Genomic DNA, 16009 nt, shown 5'->3' with positions numbered 1-16009 from the left:
GAATGATTTATTTCCTGCCAAATTTTGGCACTTACTTGGACAAGATTTGCAAAAAAGTTAGATGTTAAACAACAGCCTCAACTTTTCAAATTAGTAAAATCATCAATAGATAAATATCCATCGACTCTAGAGGATTTTCCTCGTCTGCAGCTCTATTCAGTAAAAGATGGTCATGCTCTGCAATTTTAGTTTTGCTTAGCGTGTATTGGCCGCCCACGATCTGTTCAGCTTAATGAGTTAGATGACATATCACCTGCTACCCTACATAAGCCTATGACTGTATTACACCAAGAGCGACTTTTTTAAAAAATTAACCCACTGTTCTATTTGTATTTAAATAGATATTCCTGGTTAATATTGGATTAAATATTCTTCATAGGCATGTAAATACTAGGCATCATTATCATCAATAGTGATCACCTGTTAGCTGTTTATAAATGTCGGTTCAAAGTTTTCATATCTCTTTCACTCATTGTGTAATTTATTTAAGGTTCTCTTTGCATTGACTGCATCCATGTGTACCACCAATAAGAAAAGAAAAACCCCGCTCAATAACTTGACGGGGCTGTTAGTGCCGTAACAATTTCGGCTAGGGATTAGATATTTTTTTCAAGAAAAAAATCTGTTTAACTCTCCCAAATTAAACAGATCAATTTGCGCTGTATCACTAATTATTCAGTATTATTTATTTGCACTAAATATAAAATCAAATTATTTCACTATGATGAAAATAGTTTATTTGATTCTTAAATATCACTTAACGTCTTTCAAAAAATTACGACAAACCTTAGATTTTCCAGCAAAAACTATGTAATCAACTTCCATTGTACTATATAGACCAAATATACGCTTTACGAATCGGAATAGTTATTTCCCCTTTTAAATTAATTTGAATGAAAATTTAAAAAGTAATATTTCTCTAATCCATAGTTTTAAAAAAAAGAAGCTCAATGGAGCTTCTTTTTTTTAAAACTATGGATCGGTCTGAGCCAAAATTTTTATCTTTTATCAATAAATCCTTTTTATTCTTTATAATTTTGCGTGCTGTATTGCTCAACTGGCAATCGGGACAAGGCCTTTTGCCCTTTTTCACCAGGTAACCCTTCTACATACTGCAAAAATGCTTCTGCATAATCTAATCCCACATCTATACGACGCTCACCAGTAATGTCTTTAAAGCTTGTGTAAAAGTCCTGACCATCAGCCAGAAAGTTGATGGTAATTACTTGATAGGTCTGATTCATATTTAATGGCTGATATTGACCTTGTGCATTTCGAACCTTTAAATTGGATAAACGCTGACCCTTTGCCTTAGTTAAATCTACATCCCATTGTAGTCCACCCGCATATGGATAACTGCCTGTGTTATTACTCGTAACAGCATCCATGGCATCTTCCAGCACTGCTTTAATTTCTTGGCCAGTTGCATTTAATTGTACTAAGGTATTTTTGAATGGCAGCACTGTATAAATTTTCTCTACCGTAATATCACCTTGAGGCAGATCTACCCTTACCCCTCCTCCGTTTTGGATTGAAATATCTGCATTAAAATATTTTTTACCTTGCTGTAGAAATGCTTCGGCAACCAGCTGCTGTACATCACCCCCATGCTGATTAATAAAATCTGCTTTATTGCAGACATCACCTAAACTAGAACGTGATGTATCTTTGGTCATTCCTGGAACACGACGTAAGCATAAATTATCATTAGCAATGGCAACTTTTTCTTTGCCTAATAAGTTTTTAGCGACTTTATACGGTTCTAAAATACTTAAAGCTATAGCATCAGGCTGTACAATACGTAAGGAGTTACTATTTTCAATATCTCGCTTAATAGAATCTAGTTCCGTACTCATCAATGCTGGAGCATCTTTAGCTGTACGTTTAAAATCATCGCCAATCAATACATTGGCTTTTCCTGCACATGCTTCAATTTTACCATCGGCATCAAAGTTGACTTTGAGTTGTCCGACGACATAACTATATTGCCATGCCTGTACAACACAGACCTGATCACCATCTTTATTTTTTAATACAGTGGGATAGTCACCCTCTGGGCTTATACCGTAACTTTTAAGTTTCGCATCTGCCAGCAAGGTATGAGAATCTCCGCCAACAATGACATCAACGCCTGACAATTTAGTGGCTAAATCTTTTTCTAACCCGTACCCTAAATGAGATTGAACAATAATTTTATTGATGCCTTGCTGTTTTAGCTCATCAATATATTTTTGTGCAGTAACTACTTCATCATTAAATACAGTATCTTGATTTGGTCGAGAAGCATTTTTAGTTTTATTGGCAATCGTTAAACCAATTAAAGCAATTTTCTGCCCTTCTTTTTCCATAACTGTATAAGGTTTAACAAGGTTAGTTTGGTATAGTGCTGAAGTTTTTCCAAACTCGACATTTGCACTCAAGACTTGGGTTTTATTTTCACAATTACCTTTATCATTTAAGAATCCAATAAATTTTTTTAAGCCATCATCCGTATTATCGAATTCATGATTACCTAGCGTTAACGTATCGAAACAAACACTATTCATGAGATCTGCCTCTGCTTCACCTTCTTTCAAAGTAAAATAGAGGTCCCCAGTAATGGCATCACCTGAATGAATTTTTATTGGATTCTTCTCAGTGCTTGCCAAAGTATTCATCAACGCAGCAACGCGTGCAAAACCACCATTAGAGACTTGTATTTCTTCACGTTTACCCATCGAAGTTTCAAGCATTAATATAGTACTTTCCTCATCCAAATGTGAATGACTGTCATTAATATGTACTAAATTGACTTCCAGCGGTTTAGGAGGAATAACAGGCGTTATATTCGTATTTTCTTTACTATCATTATTACACCCAGTTAAAAACATACTAGAAACTAATAAACTGCATGTAAAACCCGAATACCTAGTTAGTTTATTATTAAAAGACATGACCACCCCACCTGATTATAATTTAAACAAACATCATGTAGGTCTGCTGTTTAAAATTCATGACATTCACTATTTTTTCTAATTGTTTTTTAACAAATGGTTAAGTTATCCCATTAGGGAACTTTTCATTTCATGCCCCAAGCTTAAATTATAAATTTTGAATAAGCATATGTTTGATTATTGCTTGGCTAATTTTTTAAGCACTCAATAAAATAAGGAGAAATATGAAATTTCCCCTTATAGATTAAATTTATTTCGTCAGTTTTCTTAATTTACAGTCGATGAACTCATATCAAAATTTACGTCTGCGTATCATGGAAACTAAAACGAGGCCCGTTAAGGTTAACATTGACCAGATCCCCATGCTGCCACCGCTTATTTTTCCTGTATCAGGATTACTCGATATATTTTCGTTTAAATCCATATCAACAATTACAGGATCATGATCGGAAGAACGGAATGCATCATCGCTATAGAATGCTGCAATTTGCTCATCTGTTTTATATTCTTCGTTATAGTCTAAGGCCGTCGGCTCATCAGCATTGATGTGCCAAGCAAAAGCGCGTTTCACCATTGGATATAAGTCTGCATCAGCAATTGCATGGTCTAGGTTTCCTGCGCCCCCATTGCCATTGGCATCACTTGCAACACCAAATACATAACTATAGGCTGTTTTACCTTGTCCAATTTTTTCGTCATTGAGCAAGACTTTATAATTGGCTTTTTCTAATGCTAAAATCGGATCTTCTTTAGCATAACTATTCATATCACCGACCAGCAAATAATTTGGTTTAGCCACTTGTGTTGGATTTTTTGCAATCCACTGCATAAGTTCTTGTACTGCAGTTAAACGTGTTGCATTCCAGCAACCTTGACCATCACCCTGATCAGCATCGGCCAGAGTTTTATCGGTAGGACAACTGCCTTTCGACTTTAAGTGATTGGGTACTATCGTAAATATTTTTCCACCATTTACAGATTGGAAACTTTGCGCCATGGTGACACGGTTCTTTTCAGTCTGATCATCATAAACTGCAGGCTCACCTACAGGTTTTACGCGCTTACTGTTATAGATAATCGCAACTGCAATTGCATCTGTACCTAATTTTGTCATTTGGGTTGGAATGACATATTTCCAGTCTGCACCTAAGGCTTGCGATAAGTATGCCACTGCACTTTTATCATCAAAACCATTATTTGCGATTTCCATTAACCCATACACATCGGCATCAATTGTTTTTAAAGCACTGACAATTTTTTGATGTTGCTTCTTAAACTCAGTTTCTGAGCTTGCACCACGTTCTGTTGGGAAACCTTTTTCTGAACCATTATCATAATTTAAGACATTAAAAGCCGCAGCGCGAATTTGTTTAACATCTTTTGGAATCACCGTTGAAGGACGTAAATTAGTATCCTTGATAATTTCAGGTTGTACCTTCCCCTGTATCGGTTGAATTCGCCATGCATTAAAACGATATTCTAAAATCCCCTCAACATTTTTCAGTTCAGAACCTGTTCTTAATGTATTTATGGCATTGAAGTTTTGCGGAAGTAATGGTGTTCTATTTTGATTATTATAGCCATCATCCAAGATAATTTTAGAAAGCAGATTTTGCTGGGCTAATGCAACTGCTTCAGCAGATTTTGCAGGATATAGATTAGTTGGAATATACAAGCGACCTAAACTTAAAGATAGCTCACCATAACGACCGTAATTGTAATTTTCACTTATCGTTAAAGTTTGTGGGATTTTAACCAGCATCCCTTGATAGCGTTTAGGTACATTTCCTGCTATCTCCGTCAAACTGGTAAACGGTAAATTAAGTGCCTGTGCCGTGACTGTATTGGATGCTTGTGTATGACAGGTTTGAATATTTTGATCAAGTTGATCTATTTGGAGTTGGTTTTGATATGAGGTTAAACGACCTTTTAAAATAACCTCTTCACCTACTTTTCCTCCAGTGATTTTACTACTTGCAGGAAGATAGACAAAAATAGCATTACTTAAATTGGATTTGGCTTTACTATCGGGCGTTTGTATATAAAAACCAGAAAAACCATTGTCATAACGGTAGTCTGCGGTAATAACACCACGAACAACATATGGTTGATTTTCTGCGGCAGATTGTAGGTCCGCAATCGCCGTATCTGCTGTATTACAACTGATAGGAGTAACGGGGGAGGTTATAGGCGCGCTTGTATCTAAATACTGGGAAAACTCATTTCGATCAGACCATTTAGACCATTCGCTTTCTAACTCAAATGCTGTTGCAGGATCAATTGAAGTTACATTATTTGAAGTTTTAGTACGTGACAAACTATTTTGATAACTACTAAAACCCACTCCCCAACCAGTACCTGGATCCTCTCCCACACGACCAAAACGGTCTATTGGAGTACCTTTATAAAACAGGACCAAGGTATCATCTCCATTAAATGCAAGTCCTGCCACTTGATTGACTTTATTACCAATTACTGCCTGCAACTCTGTTCGACCAATAATGTATTTTGCTTTACTTGCCAATGAACCTTCTAATTGAAAAGTCGCAGATTTCGTGGTTGAACCATTAGTAAATTGTTGAATCTCATAATCAGCTAAGTTCACTGTTAAACTGTCAGGGTTATAGATTTCCAAACCCTTTTTATTAGATGTACCATCTATATACTGACTAAACATTAATTGTGCATGTGCAGAAAACGAGCACCCCATAAGTATTAAACTTAAACTCAATATTTTTGGTTTTATATTCATAATGATTTTGAACAGTTGTTAAAATTCAAAATAGCTTAGTTTTTATACATGACATCACTATGAATAACTGATGACAGTTTTAGTGAAATCGCTTTTCTAGAATTTTTCTCATTAAGCCCCCAAGTTGTCCCGGTTTAAATCAACGTTGCCCCTTTTCTTCTAAATTCAGATAAAAGTCTGAATATTACCCAGATGAAATAACAATACAGTACGATGTCATAAATATGTCATGAAACAGTCACAGAATGCTTAGTTGAATAAAGTTTAATTCTTAGCCTTTCTACAGAATTAGTCATTTTTTATTTACAAAGAGTCAATTAACCTCTTTCAAAGGCTTTAAAGAATTTTCTATTAGCTTCCTTCAGCGCTGCAATCTGACTTTATAAGAGCCATAAATGACTACCTTAAATGTGTCTTCAAACTCTTCATCACATCCGTTAAAAAAGTATATAAATAGAGAGCTCTCACTATTTGAGTTTCATAAGCGGGTGTTGGCACAGGCGAAAGATACTGAATACCCTTTACTTGAACGATTAAATTTTTTAATTATTTTTTCAAGTAATCTGGATGAGTTTTTTGAAATACGAGTTGCCAGTTTAATGCAACAAATTGAACTTTCAGATCATGCTAGAGCTCGTCCAGATAACTCACTCCTCTCAGATATAGTCACCACCATTTCCAAACTTGCACACGAAGCTGTCGAAGAACAGTATAAAATACTTAATTATAATCTCTTACCACAACTGCAAGGACATGGTGTTCATTTCATTCAGTATGGTGACATCCTCGAAAAACATAAAGAATGGATTAAGGACTATTTCCATAATGAAGTTCGACCTGTGGTCACACCTATCAGTTTAGATCCAGCCCACCCCTTTCCTCGGCTAGTGAATAAAAGTCTAAATTTCATTGTAACCCTAGAAGGTAAAGATGCATTTGGACGAAAAATTGATTTGGCGATTGTTCCCGCACCACGATCATTACCTAGATTAGTAAAGTTACCTAATAGTATTTCTGGCGAGGATGAACACTACATTCTACTTTCAGCCATTATTCAGCAACACCTTCATGAGTTATTTCCAGGGGTAACCACCACTGGATGTTATCAATTTCGGGTCACACGTAATGCAGATTTAACTATCTCAGAAGATGTTGAAGACTTAGCAATTGCCTTAAAAGATGAACTATCCTCACGGCGCTTTGGTCGGGCTGTAAGACTTGAGGTGACTAAAAATTGCCCTGAAAATATTATTGATTATTTACTTGGACAATTTGATCTTAAGCAAGAGCAACTCTATCGTATTGACGGCCCGCTTAATCTGGCGCGCTTTATATCGAACTTCAATTTGCCAGAGTTACGTTTTCCTCCCCATGTACAAAAATTACCGAAAGTGTTGTATGGGAAAAAATCCATATTTGAGGTATTAAAAACCGGAGATGTTTTATTACATCACCCTTTTCACTCTTTCGCTCCGGTCATTAAGCTACTGAAAGAGGCAGCCCATGATCCACATGTGTTAGCCATAAAACAAACCCTTTATCGGAGTGGTGTACATTCTGAAATTGTGCAAGTCCTTGCTGAAGCGGCACGAAATGGTAAGGAAGTCACAGCAGTGATTGAATTACGTGCTCGCTTTGATGAAGAGTCAAATATCGAAGTTGCCAATCTATTACAAGAAGCTGGGGCGGTTGTTGTATATGGGATCGTTGGCTATAAAACCCACGCCAAAATGATTCTGATCGTGCGTCGTGAAATAGACAAAATTAAACGTTATGTTCATTTAGGCACAGGTAACTATCATGCAATGAATGCCAAAATCTATACTGATTATGGACTACTGACCAGTGATGCTGATATTTGTGAAGATGTCCATAAAGTCTTTCAGGAGCTCACAGGCATGGGGAAAATGGTCAAATTGAAAAAACTTTTTCATGCACCATTTACTCTGCATTCTCAATTGATTGAACTCATCGAAACTGAAACTGAAAATAGCAAAGCAGGCAAAAAAGCGCAGATTATTATTAAAGTAAATGCCTTAACTGAACCTCAACTAATTGATGCCCTATATAGGGCATCTAAAGCGGGCGTTCAAATCGATTTGATTGTCCGTTCAATTTGCTGCTTACGCCCACAAGTGAAAGGGCTTTCTGAAAATATTCGAGTCCGCTCAATTGTGGGACGTTTTTTAGAACATACCCGGGTTTATTATTTTTACCATCAGGGCGAAAACAAGCTTTATTGCGCCAGTGCAGATTGGATGGGGCGTAATTTATTCTCTCGCATCGAGACCTGTTTCCCAATCGAAGATAAAAAACTTCGTAAACAAATTCTGCAAGATGGCTTAATGAATTATCTTCAAGATAACCGCCGTGCATGGGAGCTTCAAGCAGATGGAACATGGATTCAATGTACACCAAGTTTGGATAAGCCCATGTATATCGCACAACAGCACTTATTAAACCATACATCTTAATTAACCCGAATCCTGTTTAAGCCACTGATTCTATAATTAGAATTTTTGGCTTATTTTGATGGGTGAGTTGATATGCACATAACAATGCGTAAATCCCCAAATTAAAATCCGCGGAATCAGGGACAAAGCCAAGCTCTTAATTCCTTGGGCCTTGGCTGCCATGATTTTTGTTCCCATTACATAAAATCTGTTTTTGGGCTTATAAAAAACCTGCCTGCTACGACTAAAATTACGTTTTTATTCAAGCCATGATCCTCGGTATGCCGAACTAAAACAGCAATTAATTCACTTTGCCGGATTATATACGCGGCTACTAAAATATGAGCATCAGTATTGCAAATACGATCAAACATCTGGATATTGATAGCTATAGGGATGAAATGTTATAAAAAAATATCCGGGCATTGGCCCGGATATTTAAACTCTAAGCAGCTTAGGCAGTTTGCTTTAACGGTTTGATTTCATTTAATTCATGATCTAATTGAAGCTGATACGCACGGCTTTGATCAACCTGATAACTACGATTCTGGATGCTATCGATAAAAATCCAGTTCGCCTGTACCTGATCCGGGGTAAATGCAACACTCAAGTATCCGCGTTGATTCAAATTACAATAATTCAGCTCATCAATTAGCGTAGTAAATGCCATTTCAAATTCCTGTAACTGGGCTAAGGGAATCTGCAAATACTTCTCCATACCCGGTGATGAAACTGAACTGGTCGCTAGTTCTACCCCGACTGTACTGCCGGCTTGATCTCTCAAAGTGGAGTTCCAGGCATTATGGGTATCTCCTGCAAGTACAATCAGTTTTTTATTCAGCTGTTTACAAGCCGTATAAATCACCTCACGCTCCACGACGTACCCATCCCAGGCATCAAGATTATAAGGCACAACAGTCAGTATTCTGGCTAATTCTGCCTTTGTCAAAGTTGGATCATTTTGCAGATAGCGTATTTTTAGGCCTACCAGTTCTGTCAGCATCTGACGCACTTGTAGCAACACATCTGCAGTGGCCTGACCACTGGTGATCTGCCCCAAAACAGCCAGAATTTCGGCCGGAATTAGCATCTTGCTCATCAGCACCTGCTGACCCAGCACATTCCAGACGGCATTCGATTGGCTGAGTTGTTTCAGTATCCATTCACGTTGTGTATGTCCTAACAAGGTACGCGTCGGATTGAGCAAATCTGTCTGAAATTTATTGGCATCTAGTCCTGTCGCGGTAAGATAGTCAGCATATTGCAATTGCTTGTTACGCGCCAAAATACGAGTATCCAGCATATTCAGCTGAACCAGATCACCAAAATTAAACTGGCGATAAATATTCAAATGATCTGTTTCAGACACTGGACGAATCGGCATCCATTCAAAATAGGCCTGCAAAGCAGCCAGCTTACGTGCAAAAAAATCACCTTCTGAAACATCATGATTTTCCGCACCCTGCTCCCAGGTATCATTGGTCAGCTCATGATCATCCCAGACCACAATAAATGGATGACGCTGATGTGCTGCTTGTAAGTCCGCATCAGTTCGATACAAGGCATAACGCTTGCGGTAGTCTTCCAGTTTAATGATTTCCTCAGCATTATCTGCAGCCAGACTTCGGCCTAATGCTGCAGCCTGTTCAGTCGCATAACCACCCATCCCGTACTCATAAATGTAATCCCCTAAATGAATCACCACATCTAGGTCTTGCTGGGCAATTTCCTGATAGATATGAAAATATCCGGCTGGATAATTGGAACATGAACAAACGGCAAATTGCACCAGCTTGCTTTGCGTGGCTAAAGTTTTGGTTTGACCGACAGATGAATATACCGATGCACACTTAAAACGGTAAAAATAAGTTTGCCCTGCCGATAGACGATCCGCATCGACTTTAACCGTGAAATCTTGCGACCGACTGGTTTCAACTTGTCCTGTATTGATTATCTGGCGAAAATCCTGATCGGCAGCAATTTCCCACTGCACCTGATAACGCAGGTTTTCATCTTCCGGACTTAAGCGTGTCCATAGAATTATCCGATCCTGTAAGGGATCACCACTGGCCACCCCATGTTTAAAAGCGACTTTAGGATGTGCCTGAGCTTGATCTGAAGCATCCTCATCACTGCCACAAGCGGTCAAAGATATGGGTAAAGACAAAGCACCGAAGCCTGCAATGGAGGTCTTAAGCAGTTCACGTCTGGATATTTTTTTAGTCATAACAGCTTGCTATTGTGGGTTTTTTGTTCTTTTTTAATCCAGTTCGATGACATTAATATCTCTAAATTATGACATTTCTATGAAGCCTAATTTTTCCAAGTCCTAAATATACCAAATGACGATAAAACTAATTTCTGAGAGGCTGAGTTGGGCTATTCGAATTCTTATAGACTGATGACTTTATTTAGAAAATTTCCAATAAGTTGCTTCAAATTTCAGAAAGAAATCATCAATTACGCAGAATAATTCGTTACTATTGAACATCGGGGCTAAAGCTTTAGGTTTGGTAACTCAACTGATGGCTCTAGTCCTCTTATTTTTCAAGTTTATTTCTTATCCGCGATTCGGGTTAATTAACCTGGGGTGATTACTCCATAAGCTATTAGCCCTTAAATGCGCTTTGTACTTTAATCTAATCTCAATAATTAAAGATTAGATTAAAAGAACCCCAAATTAAATGGTTGAAAGATATGAGTGATATCAGCGTAAAAAAAGTCAATAAATTAATTGAAGAGTTTGAACAAGAAGGAAATAAGGTAGACCGATTGGAGATAGGTTACAAAACATATGCAGCCTTGATGTTAGATAAGAAATTTGCTGATAAAGTCACAAAATCAAATGAAGACCCTAAAGAGCGTCTTTATAAACAAATAAAAATTTAGCTGGTTACTGAAAAACATTATTTTAAGGTTAGGTGAAATAATTTTCTTTCCTAAGATAAAAAATCAGATTAACTCTGAACTAATACAGTTCAGCGCTTACTCAGAATAATTCCAGTAAATTTATTTGAAATAAAAACCTTAAAAGCGTTATTTTCACTCGATAAAGCCTCCATCAATCAAGAGGAAGCTCGCGTAAGCTTCCTCTTGTAAAAATTGTGGGACAGCAGTGGCAGTCCAAAATATGGTTATGTGTGTCTAGAATTTTGGTGGCTATTCAGTCCATCATTACCTACATTCCAACTCTCTAGTTTTCCAACTAGCCCAGGTTATAATAATGGCCACCCAAAATACGATTGATCTATTATGAACACCACCAATGATCCTTTACACGGTAAAAAACTTGCTGACATTTTGGATGAATTATTGGATTACTACGGTGGCTTTGAAGGTTTAAGTCGTAAAATTGAGATTAGATGTTTTTGCATAGACCCAAGTGTTAAATCATCATTGCGATTCTTGCGTACCACCCCATGGGCACGTGAAAAAGTAGAAAACTTATATTTGTATGTCTTACGCCAAAAGGCCAAACAGAAATCGTAGCAGTCAAAGCCCTAACCTCATCATAATATTATACCAAATAGTAAACTACTCTTAGAAAGAGAATATATATGTCGGTAATTATTGTTGATTTACATATTAAAATTAGTGACCAAAACTTAAAGCACCCTACTCTACCTTAAATTACACCACACAAAATAAAAACCCTATATAACTGTTATATATAGGGTTTATTGAAATACCAATTATGTTATTTAGTGTATTTTATGTCGGTGACTATTGCCAAGGTTGGGGTATTACTCATACCGATTCTACTGCCTTTACGCTTTTATTCCATTTCGGTTCAGGCGCATGATAATGCTCCACAGCATCCAATACTTCCTCAATTGAACTTGAGAAGATCAAGGCATCGGTAAAACGTGACTGGGTAAATCCAGCCTCAGTCGTTTTCATCAGGAAATTTAGTAATTCATCATAAAATCCGTGGATATTTAAAAATGCACAAGGTTTCTGATGAAGGCCCAACTGCCCCCAGGTCAACTGCTCAAAAATTTCTTCTAAAGTCCCCACCTCGCCCGGCAAGGCAATAAACGCATCTGCCAGATCAGACATTTTTGTTTTACGTTCATGCATATTTTTCACTACATGCAGCTCTGTTAACAGCGGATGAGCCAATTCTGCATCGACCAGATTTTGTGGAATCACTCCAATGACTGTTCCACCGGCATTTAAGGCACTATCAGCCACAACACCCATCAGACCAGCTCGGCCACCATAAACCAGTGTGATTCCACGATTCGCAATAGACTCACCCAAAGCTTGGGCCTGCTCTTTAAAATTTTTGCTATTCCCCATAGCTGAACCACAAAAGACTGCAATAGATTTCATTTTTTATCCCCTCATCAATCAACATATTCTAACTGCATTAAAATAAAAAAATTGTCTTAAAAACAGGCAAAATAGCCATAAGCGGCTAGCTTATCGAAGCTCATGATTCAGAATAAATCCTCACTTCTACAGAAAATATGGATAATTTTTAGTCAGACATGTACGCATTGACTTACATCGATTCTGGTTCTTTGCGGCTATCCCGGATAGTGGAATTTTCCTATGATACTTACATCAGGAACAGGAAGTTCCATATAATAATCACAATAGATAAGCACAAGGATTGTAAGGTACGACAGGAGTTATACCGAGCTAACCAATACGAAAAACCCCGGCAGGATGCCGGGGTTTTTTATTAATCTTTATATTAGTCAATCAGGTTACTAATGACCTGAGATTTTATATTTGGCTATTCTCTGAATGGTACTACTGATCTCGAATGGGTCAGACAGCAGGATTTGACAAATGCAAGCCAATCCACAAGGATAAGTGAATAAAAATAGTCATGAGTAGAACAATATGTCCCATCCGCTTTCCAGCCCTGAATATCAACCTGACATTCTAGGTGAAGGTTATGAACAGGCCACTTTAGAATTCCCGCCAGATACTGAAGGTACAGTAGTTGCCACACTGATCCGCAAAAAGGCAGACCAACCCACCTCTAAAGCTGTCCTCTATATTCATGGCTTTATTGATTATTTTTTCCAGACTGAAATGGCAGAGCGTTTTAATCAGCAAGACTTTGATTTTTATGCGTTGGATTTACGTAAATATGGCCGATCCTATATGTCCCATCAGAAACTTTATAATGTCTATCATCTATCAGAATACGATGCAGAAATCAGCCAGGCTCTCGAAATTATTGGACAGGAAGGCCATGATACGGTTTTACTCAGTGGCCATTCTACCGGCGGACTAATTACTACCCTGTATGCAGCACATCATCCAGATCATCCCTTAATTAAAGGCTTATGGCTCAATAGTCCTTTTTATGACTTTAATATGACACCTTTTGAGAAAAAGTTTCTGGTGCCTAAATTGAGCCGTCTGGGAAAACGTTTTCCGGAAATGCTATTTCCTAGCCGCTTAAACCGTCATTATGTGCCCAGCCTGCATATTAGCTATCAGGGGGAATGGCATTTTGATCTGGAATGGAAAAAACCCAGCTATCACTGGGTGCGTCTGAGTTTTGTACATGCCATTCACGAAGCACAAAAAGAAATTCATCAAGGTGTACGTTTAAATATTCCGACTTTGCTGATGCATGCCCATAAAACCACTTATCCCCTACGTTTTAACCGTAATGCCCAAACCAGTGATGTGATTCTTCAGGTACACGACATGATTGAACATGCACAGAAAATCCAGGGCGATGTGCAACTCTGTTCGATTCAAAATGGGGTACATGATCTGGTTCTTTCAGAAAAACCGGTTCGTGAGCAGGTCTATCAGCAGCTATTTCAATGGCTGGAGAATAAGGCCCTATAAGCCAGATGAATAAGATAGGTAGAAAGCTCTGCCTGTCTTATTTTCCAATAATTTTATTTACCTATTTTTCCTGAATATAAAATAAAAATATCAAGCTGATCAGTAATGCTTTTTACATATTAAAATCATTTCATTATAACAATAAGATATTGAAATTTATAAAAATAATAAATTATATTTTTATTCAAATGTTGCCTTTTGTAGCAAGCTTGTAAGTATTTATCCTGCGATTTTTTTCCCTCTCTATAGTAGAGCTGAGATGTTGAATCTGAGGACTTTTGCAGAGCAGAAGTGGTTCGGCATTAATCAATAATAATCATATCAAGGAATAGAATTATGCGTTATGCAGATCCCAATACTGACGGTTCAAAAGTGCAATTTAAATCCCAATACGAAAATTTTATTGGCGGAAAATGGGTCCCACCCATCAAAGGTGAATATTTTGATAATGTCTCTCCCATAGATGGTAAAGCCTTTACCAAAGTTCCGCGCTCATCAGTGGAAGATATTGAACTGGCGCTCGATGCGGCTCATGCCGCCAAACAGCAATGGAATAACAGCTCCCCTACTACCCGTTCCAATATTTTATTAAAAATCGCTGACCGACTTGAGGAGAATCTTGAACTGCTGGCAGTCGCAGAGACCTGGGATAACGGTAAGCCGATCCGAGAAACCCTGGCAGCAGATATTCCTCTCGCGATTGACCATTTTCGTTATTTTGCCGGCTGTATTCGCGCCCAAGAAGGTGGAATTTCCGAAATTGATGAAGACACCATTGCCTACCATTTTCATGAACCTTTAGGTGTGGTTGGGCAGATTATCCCGTGGAACTTCCCGATTCTAATGGCTGCCTGGAAACTGGCCCCTGCTCTCGCAGCCGGAAACTGTATTGTGTTGAAACCCGCTGAACAGACGCCGGTGAGTATTTTGGTACTGGTTGAGCTGATTCAGGATCTGTTGCCTGAAGGTGTGTTAAACATCGTGAATGGCTACGGCGTTGAAGTCGGCCGTCCACTGGCGACTAATCCACGCATTGCCAAGATTGCCTTTACCGGTTCTACCGCTGTGGGTCAGCTGATCATGCAATATGCGACTGAAAATATTATTCCAGTGACTCTGGAACTTGGGGGTAAATCTCCAAACCTGTTCTTTGCAGACATTATGGATCAGGAAGATGGCTTCCTGGAAAAAGCCCTGGAAGGCTTCGCTATGTTTGCCTTGAACCAGGGTGAAATCTGTACCTGTCCTTCACGTGCGCTGGTTCAGGAAAGTATTGCAGACCAGTTTCTTGAGCGTGCCGTGGAACGAGTAAAACGGATTAAGACAGGCCATCCACTGGATACTGACACCATGATCGGCGCGCAGGCTTCACAAGAACAGCAGGACAAAATTCTGGGCTGTATTGCAACAGGCCGCGAAGAAGGTGCGGAAATCTTATTAGGCGGTAATGAGCGTCAGGAAGTGGGACAAGGTTTTTATATCGAGCCAACGATTTTTAAAGGTTCCAATGACATGCGAACCTTCCAGGAAGAAATTTTTGGACCGGTATTGGCAGTGACGACTTTTAAAGACTTTGATGAAGCCATCAAGATTGCCAATGATACGATTTATGGACTCGGTGCCGGTGTCTGGTCACGTTCAGCACATACCTCTTATCGTGCTGGTCGTGCGATTCAGGCCGGTCGGGTCTGGACCAACTGCTATCACATCTACCCGGCTCATGCAGCCTTTGGTGGATATAAAAAATCCGGGATTGGCCGCGAAAACCATCGCATGATGCTGGATCATTATCAGCAAACCAAAAACCTGTTAGTGAGTTATTCAACCAAACCAGCAGGCTTCTTCTAAACTGATCTAAATTCGGGTGGACTTCGGTCCGCCTGATTCATTCATTATTTCAAACAGAATTTTAAACTGATTGGTAAAAAATTTATAAAGGAAAGAATGGGGAGGTATACGTATTTTTAAGGGCTGTATTAAACTAATAAATAAAACTGCATAAAAAATAAGAGATTATTTATAGTTATGTTGATTTTAAATAAGTTTGT

At 38.3% G+C, this 16009-nt stretch carries 9 protein-coding genes and 5 pseudogenes; 8 read left to right on the top strand and 6 right to left on the bottom strand.

Annotated features, from left to right (window positions below; translation table 11 throughout):
- Positions 1–7 precede the first annotated feature (7 nt).
- Positions 8–306: pseudogene (locus tag ACWM1W_RS00620) on the top strand (hypothetical protein); the annotation flags it as partial.
- 716 nt (positions 307–1022) lie between these two features.
- Here ACWM1W_RS00620 and ACWM1W_RS00615 read toward each other — a convergent pair.
- Together ACWM1W_RS00615 and ACWM1W_RS00610 are read right to left on the bottom strand one after the other, a co-directional pair.
- Positions 1023–2933, bottom strand: coding sequence for a bifunctional metallophosphatase/5'-nucleotidase (locus ACWM1W_RS00615; protein WP_005105082.1), 1911 nt, complete (start codon positions 2931–2933; stop codon positions 1023–1025).
- A gap of 292 nt (positions 2934–3225) precedes the next feature.
- Positions 3226–5688 carry an ExeM/NucH family extracellular endonuclease gene (locus tag ACWM1W_RS00610; RefSeq protein ID WP_200004097.1) on the bottom strand — a complete coding sequence of 821 codons (2463 nt, stop codon included), beginning with the start codon at positions 5686–5688 and terminating at the stop codon, positions 3226–3228.
- Positions 5689–6080: 392 nt separating this feature from the next.
- Here ACWM1W_RS00610 and ppk1 point away from each other — a divergent pair, with 392 nt between their 5' ends.
- Complete coding sequence (ppk1, locus tag ACWM1W_RS00605; RefSeq protein ID WP_005105077.1) at positions 6081–8159, top strand: polyphosphate kinase 1; 2079 nt, start codon at positions 6081–6083, stop codon at positions 8157–8159.
- 16 nt (positions 8160–8175) lie between these two features.
- Here the strand turns inward: ppk1 and ACWM1W_RS00600 are convergent.
- Positions 8176–8265: pseudogene (locus ACWM1W_RS00600) on the bottom strand (IS982 family transposase); the annotation flags it as partial.
- 70 nt (positions 8266–8335) lie between these two features.
- On the opposite strand from ACWM1W_RS00600, the pseudogene ACWM1W_RS00595 reads away from it, so the two are divergent.
- A pseudogene (locus tag ACWM1W_RS00595) lies at positions 8336–8548 on the top strand (hypothetical protein); the annotation flags it as partial.
- A gap of 44 nt (positions 8549–8592) precedes the next feature.
- On the opposite strand, the gene ACWM1W_RS00590 reads toward ACWM1W_RS00595, so the two are convergent.
- On the bottom strand, positions 8593–10365 hold the full coding sequence (locus tag ACWM1W_RS00590; protein ID WP_004280933.1) for an alkaline phosphatase D family protein: 1773 nt from the start codon (positions 10363–10365) through the stop codon (positions 8593–8595).
- 108 nt (positions 10366–10473) lie between these two features.
- Positions 10474–10629, bottom strand: a pseudogene (locus ACWM1W_RS00585) (IS982 family transposase); the annotation flags it as partial.
- Positions 10630–10835: 206 nt separating this feature from the next.
- On the opposite strand from ACWM1W_RS00585, the gene ACWM1W_RS00580 reads away from it, so the two are divergent.
- From ACWM1W_RS00580 to ACWM1W_RS00570, 3 genes and pseudogenes are all read left to right on the top strand, one after another.
- Positions 10836–11027 (top strand): hypothetical protein, encoded by a 192-nt coding sequence (locus ACWM1W_RS00580; protein WP_005105075.1) that lies wholly within the window; start codon positions 10836–10838, stop codon positions 11025–11027.
- An 84-nt stretch (positions 11028–11111) separates the two neighbouring features.
- A pseudogene (locus tag ACWM1W_RS00575) lies at positions 11112–11237 on the top strand (IS4 family transposase); the annotation flags it as partial.
- Positions 11238–11390: 153 nt separating this feature from the next.
- A complete protein-coding gene (locus ACWM1W_RS00570) occupies positions 11391–11627 on the top strand; it encodes a VF530 family protein (RefSeq protein ID WP_004280931.1) in 237 nt (78 codons plus the stop codon).
- Between the two features lie 258 nt (positions 11628–11885).
- On the opposite strand, the gene ACWM1W_RS00565 is transcribed toward ACWM1W_RS00570, so the two are convergent.
- The gene (locus ACWM1W_RS00565) at positions 11886–12473 is read right to left on the bottom strand and encodes an LOG family protein (protein WP_375726000.1); all 588 of its coding nucleotides are present in this window, start codon (positions 12471–12473) and stop codon (positions 11886–11888) included.
- A gap of 519 nt (positions 12474–12992) precedes the next feature.
- Here ACWM1W_RS00565 and ACWM1W_RS00560 point away from each other — a divergent pair.
- The gene (locus ACWM1W_RS00560) at positions 12993–13961 is read left to right on the top strand and encodes an alpha/beta hydrolase (RefSeq protein WP_375725999.1); all 969 of its coding nucleotides are present in this window, start codon (positions 12993–12995) and stop codon (positions 13959–13961) included.
- A gap of 336 nt (positions 13962–14297) precedes the next feature.
- Positions 14298–15809 (top strand): acetaldehyde dehydrogenase ExaC, encoded by a 1512-nt coding sequence (gene exaC / locus ACWM1W_RS00555; RefSeq protein ID WP_375725998.1) that lies wholly within the window; start codon positions 14298–14300, stop codon positions 15807–15809.
- Positions 15810–16009 lie beyond the last annotated feature (200 nt).

Source organism: Acinetobacter sp. TW_SC_4, assembly GCF_054861205.1.
This window is presented reverse-complemented; position numbering and strand designations above follow the sequence as displayed.

Bases quoted from the DNA above. Each gene is read 5' to 3' on its own strand.
- ACWM1W_RS00580 (WP_005105075.1), top strand. From the start codon at position 10,836: ATGAGTGATATCAGCGTAAAAAAAGTCAATAAATTAATTGAAGAGTTT.
- ACWM1W_RS00590 (WP_004280933.1), bottom strand. From the start codon at position 10,365: ATGACTAAAAAAATATCCAGACGTGAACTGCTTAAGACCTCCATTGCA.
- exaC (WP_375725998.1), top strand. From the start codon at position 14,298: ATGCGTTATGCAGATCCCAATACTGACGGTTCAAAAGTGCAATTTAAA.
- ACWM1W_RS00565 (WP_375726000.1), bottom strand. From the start codon at position 12,473: ATGAAATCTATTGCAGTCTTTTGTGGTTCAGCTATGGGGAATAGCAAA.
- ppk1 (WP_005105077.1), top strand. From the start codon at position 6,081: ATGACTACCTTAAATGTGTCTTCAAACTCTTCATCACATCCGTTAAAA.
- ACWM1W_RS00615 (WP_005105082.1), bottom strand. From the start codon at position 2,933: ATGTCTTTTAATAATAAACTAACTAGGTATTCGGGTTTTACATGCAGT.
- ACWM1W_RS00570 (WP_004280931.1), top strand. From the start codon at position 11,391: ATGAACACCACCAATGATCCTTTACACGGTAAAAAACTTGCTGACATT.
- ACWM1W_RS00560 (WP_375725999.1), top strand. From the start codon at position 12,993: ATGTCCCATCCGCTTTCCAGCCCTGAATATCAACCTGACATTCTAGGT.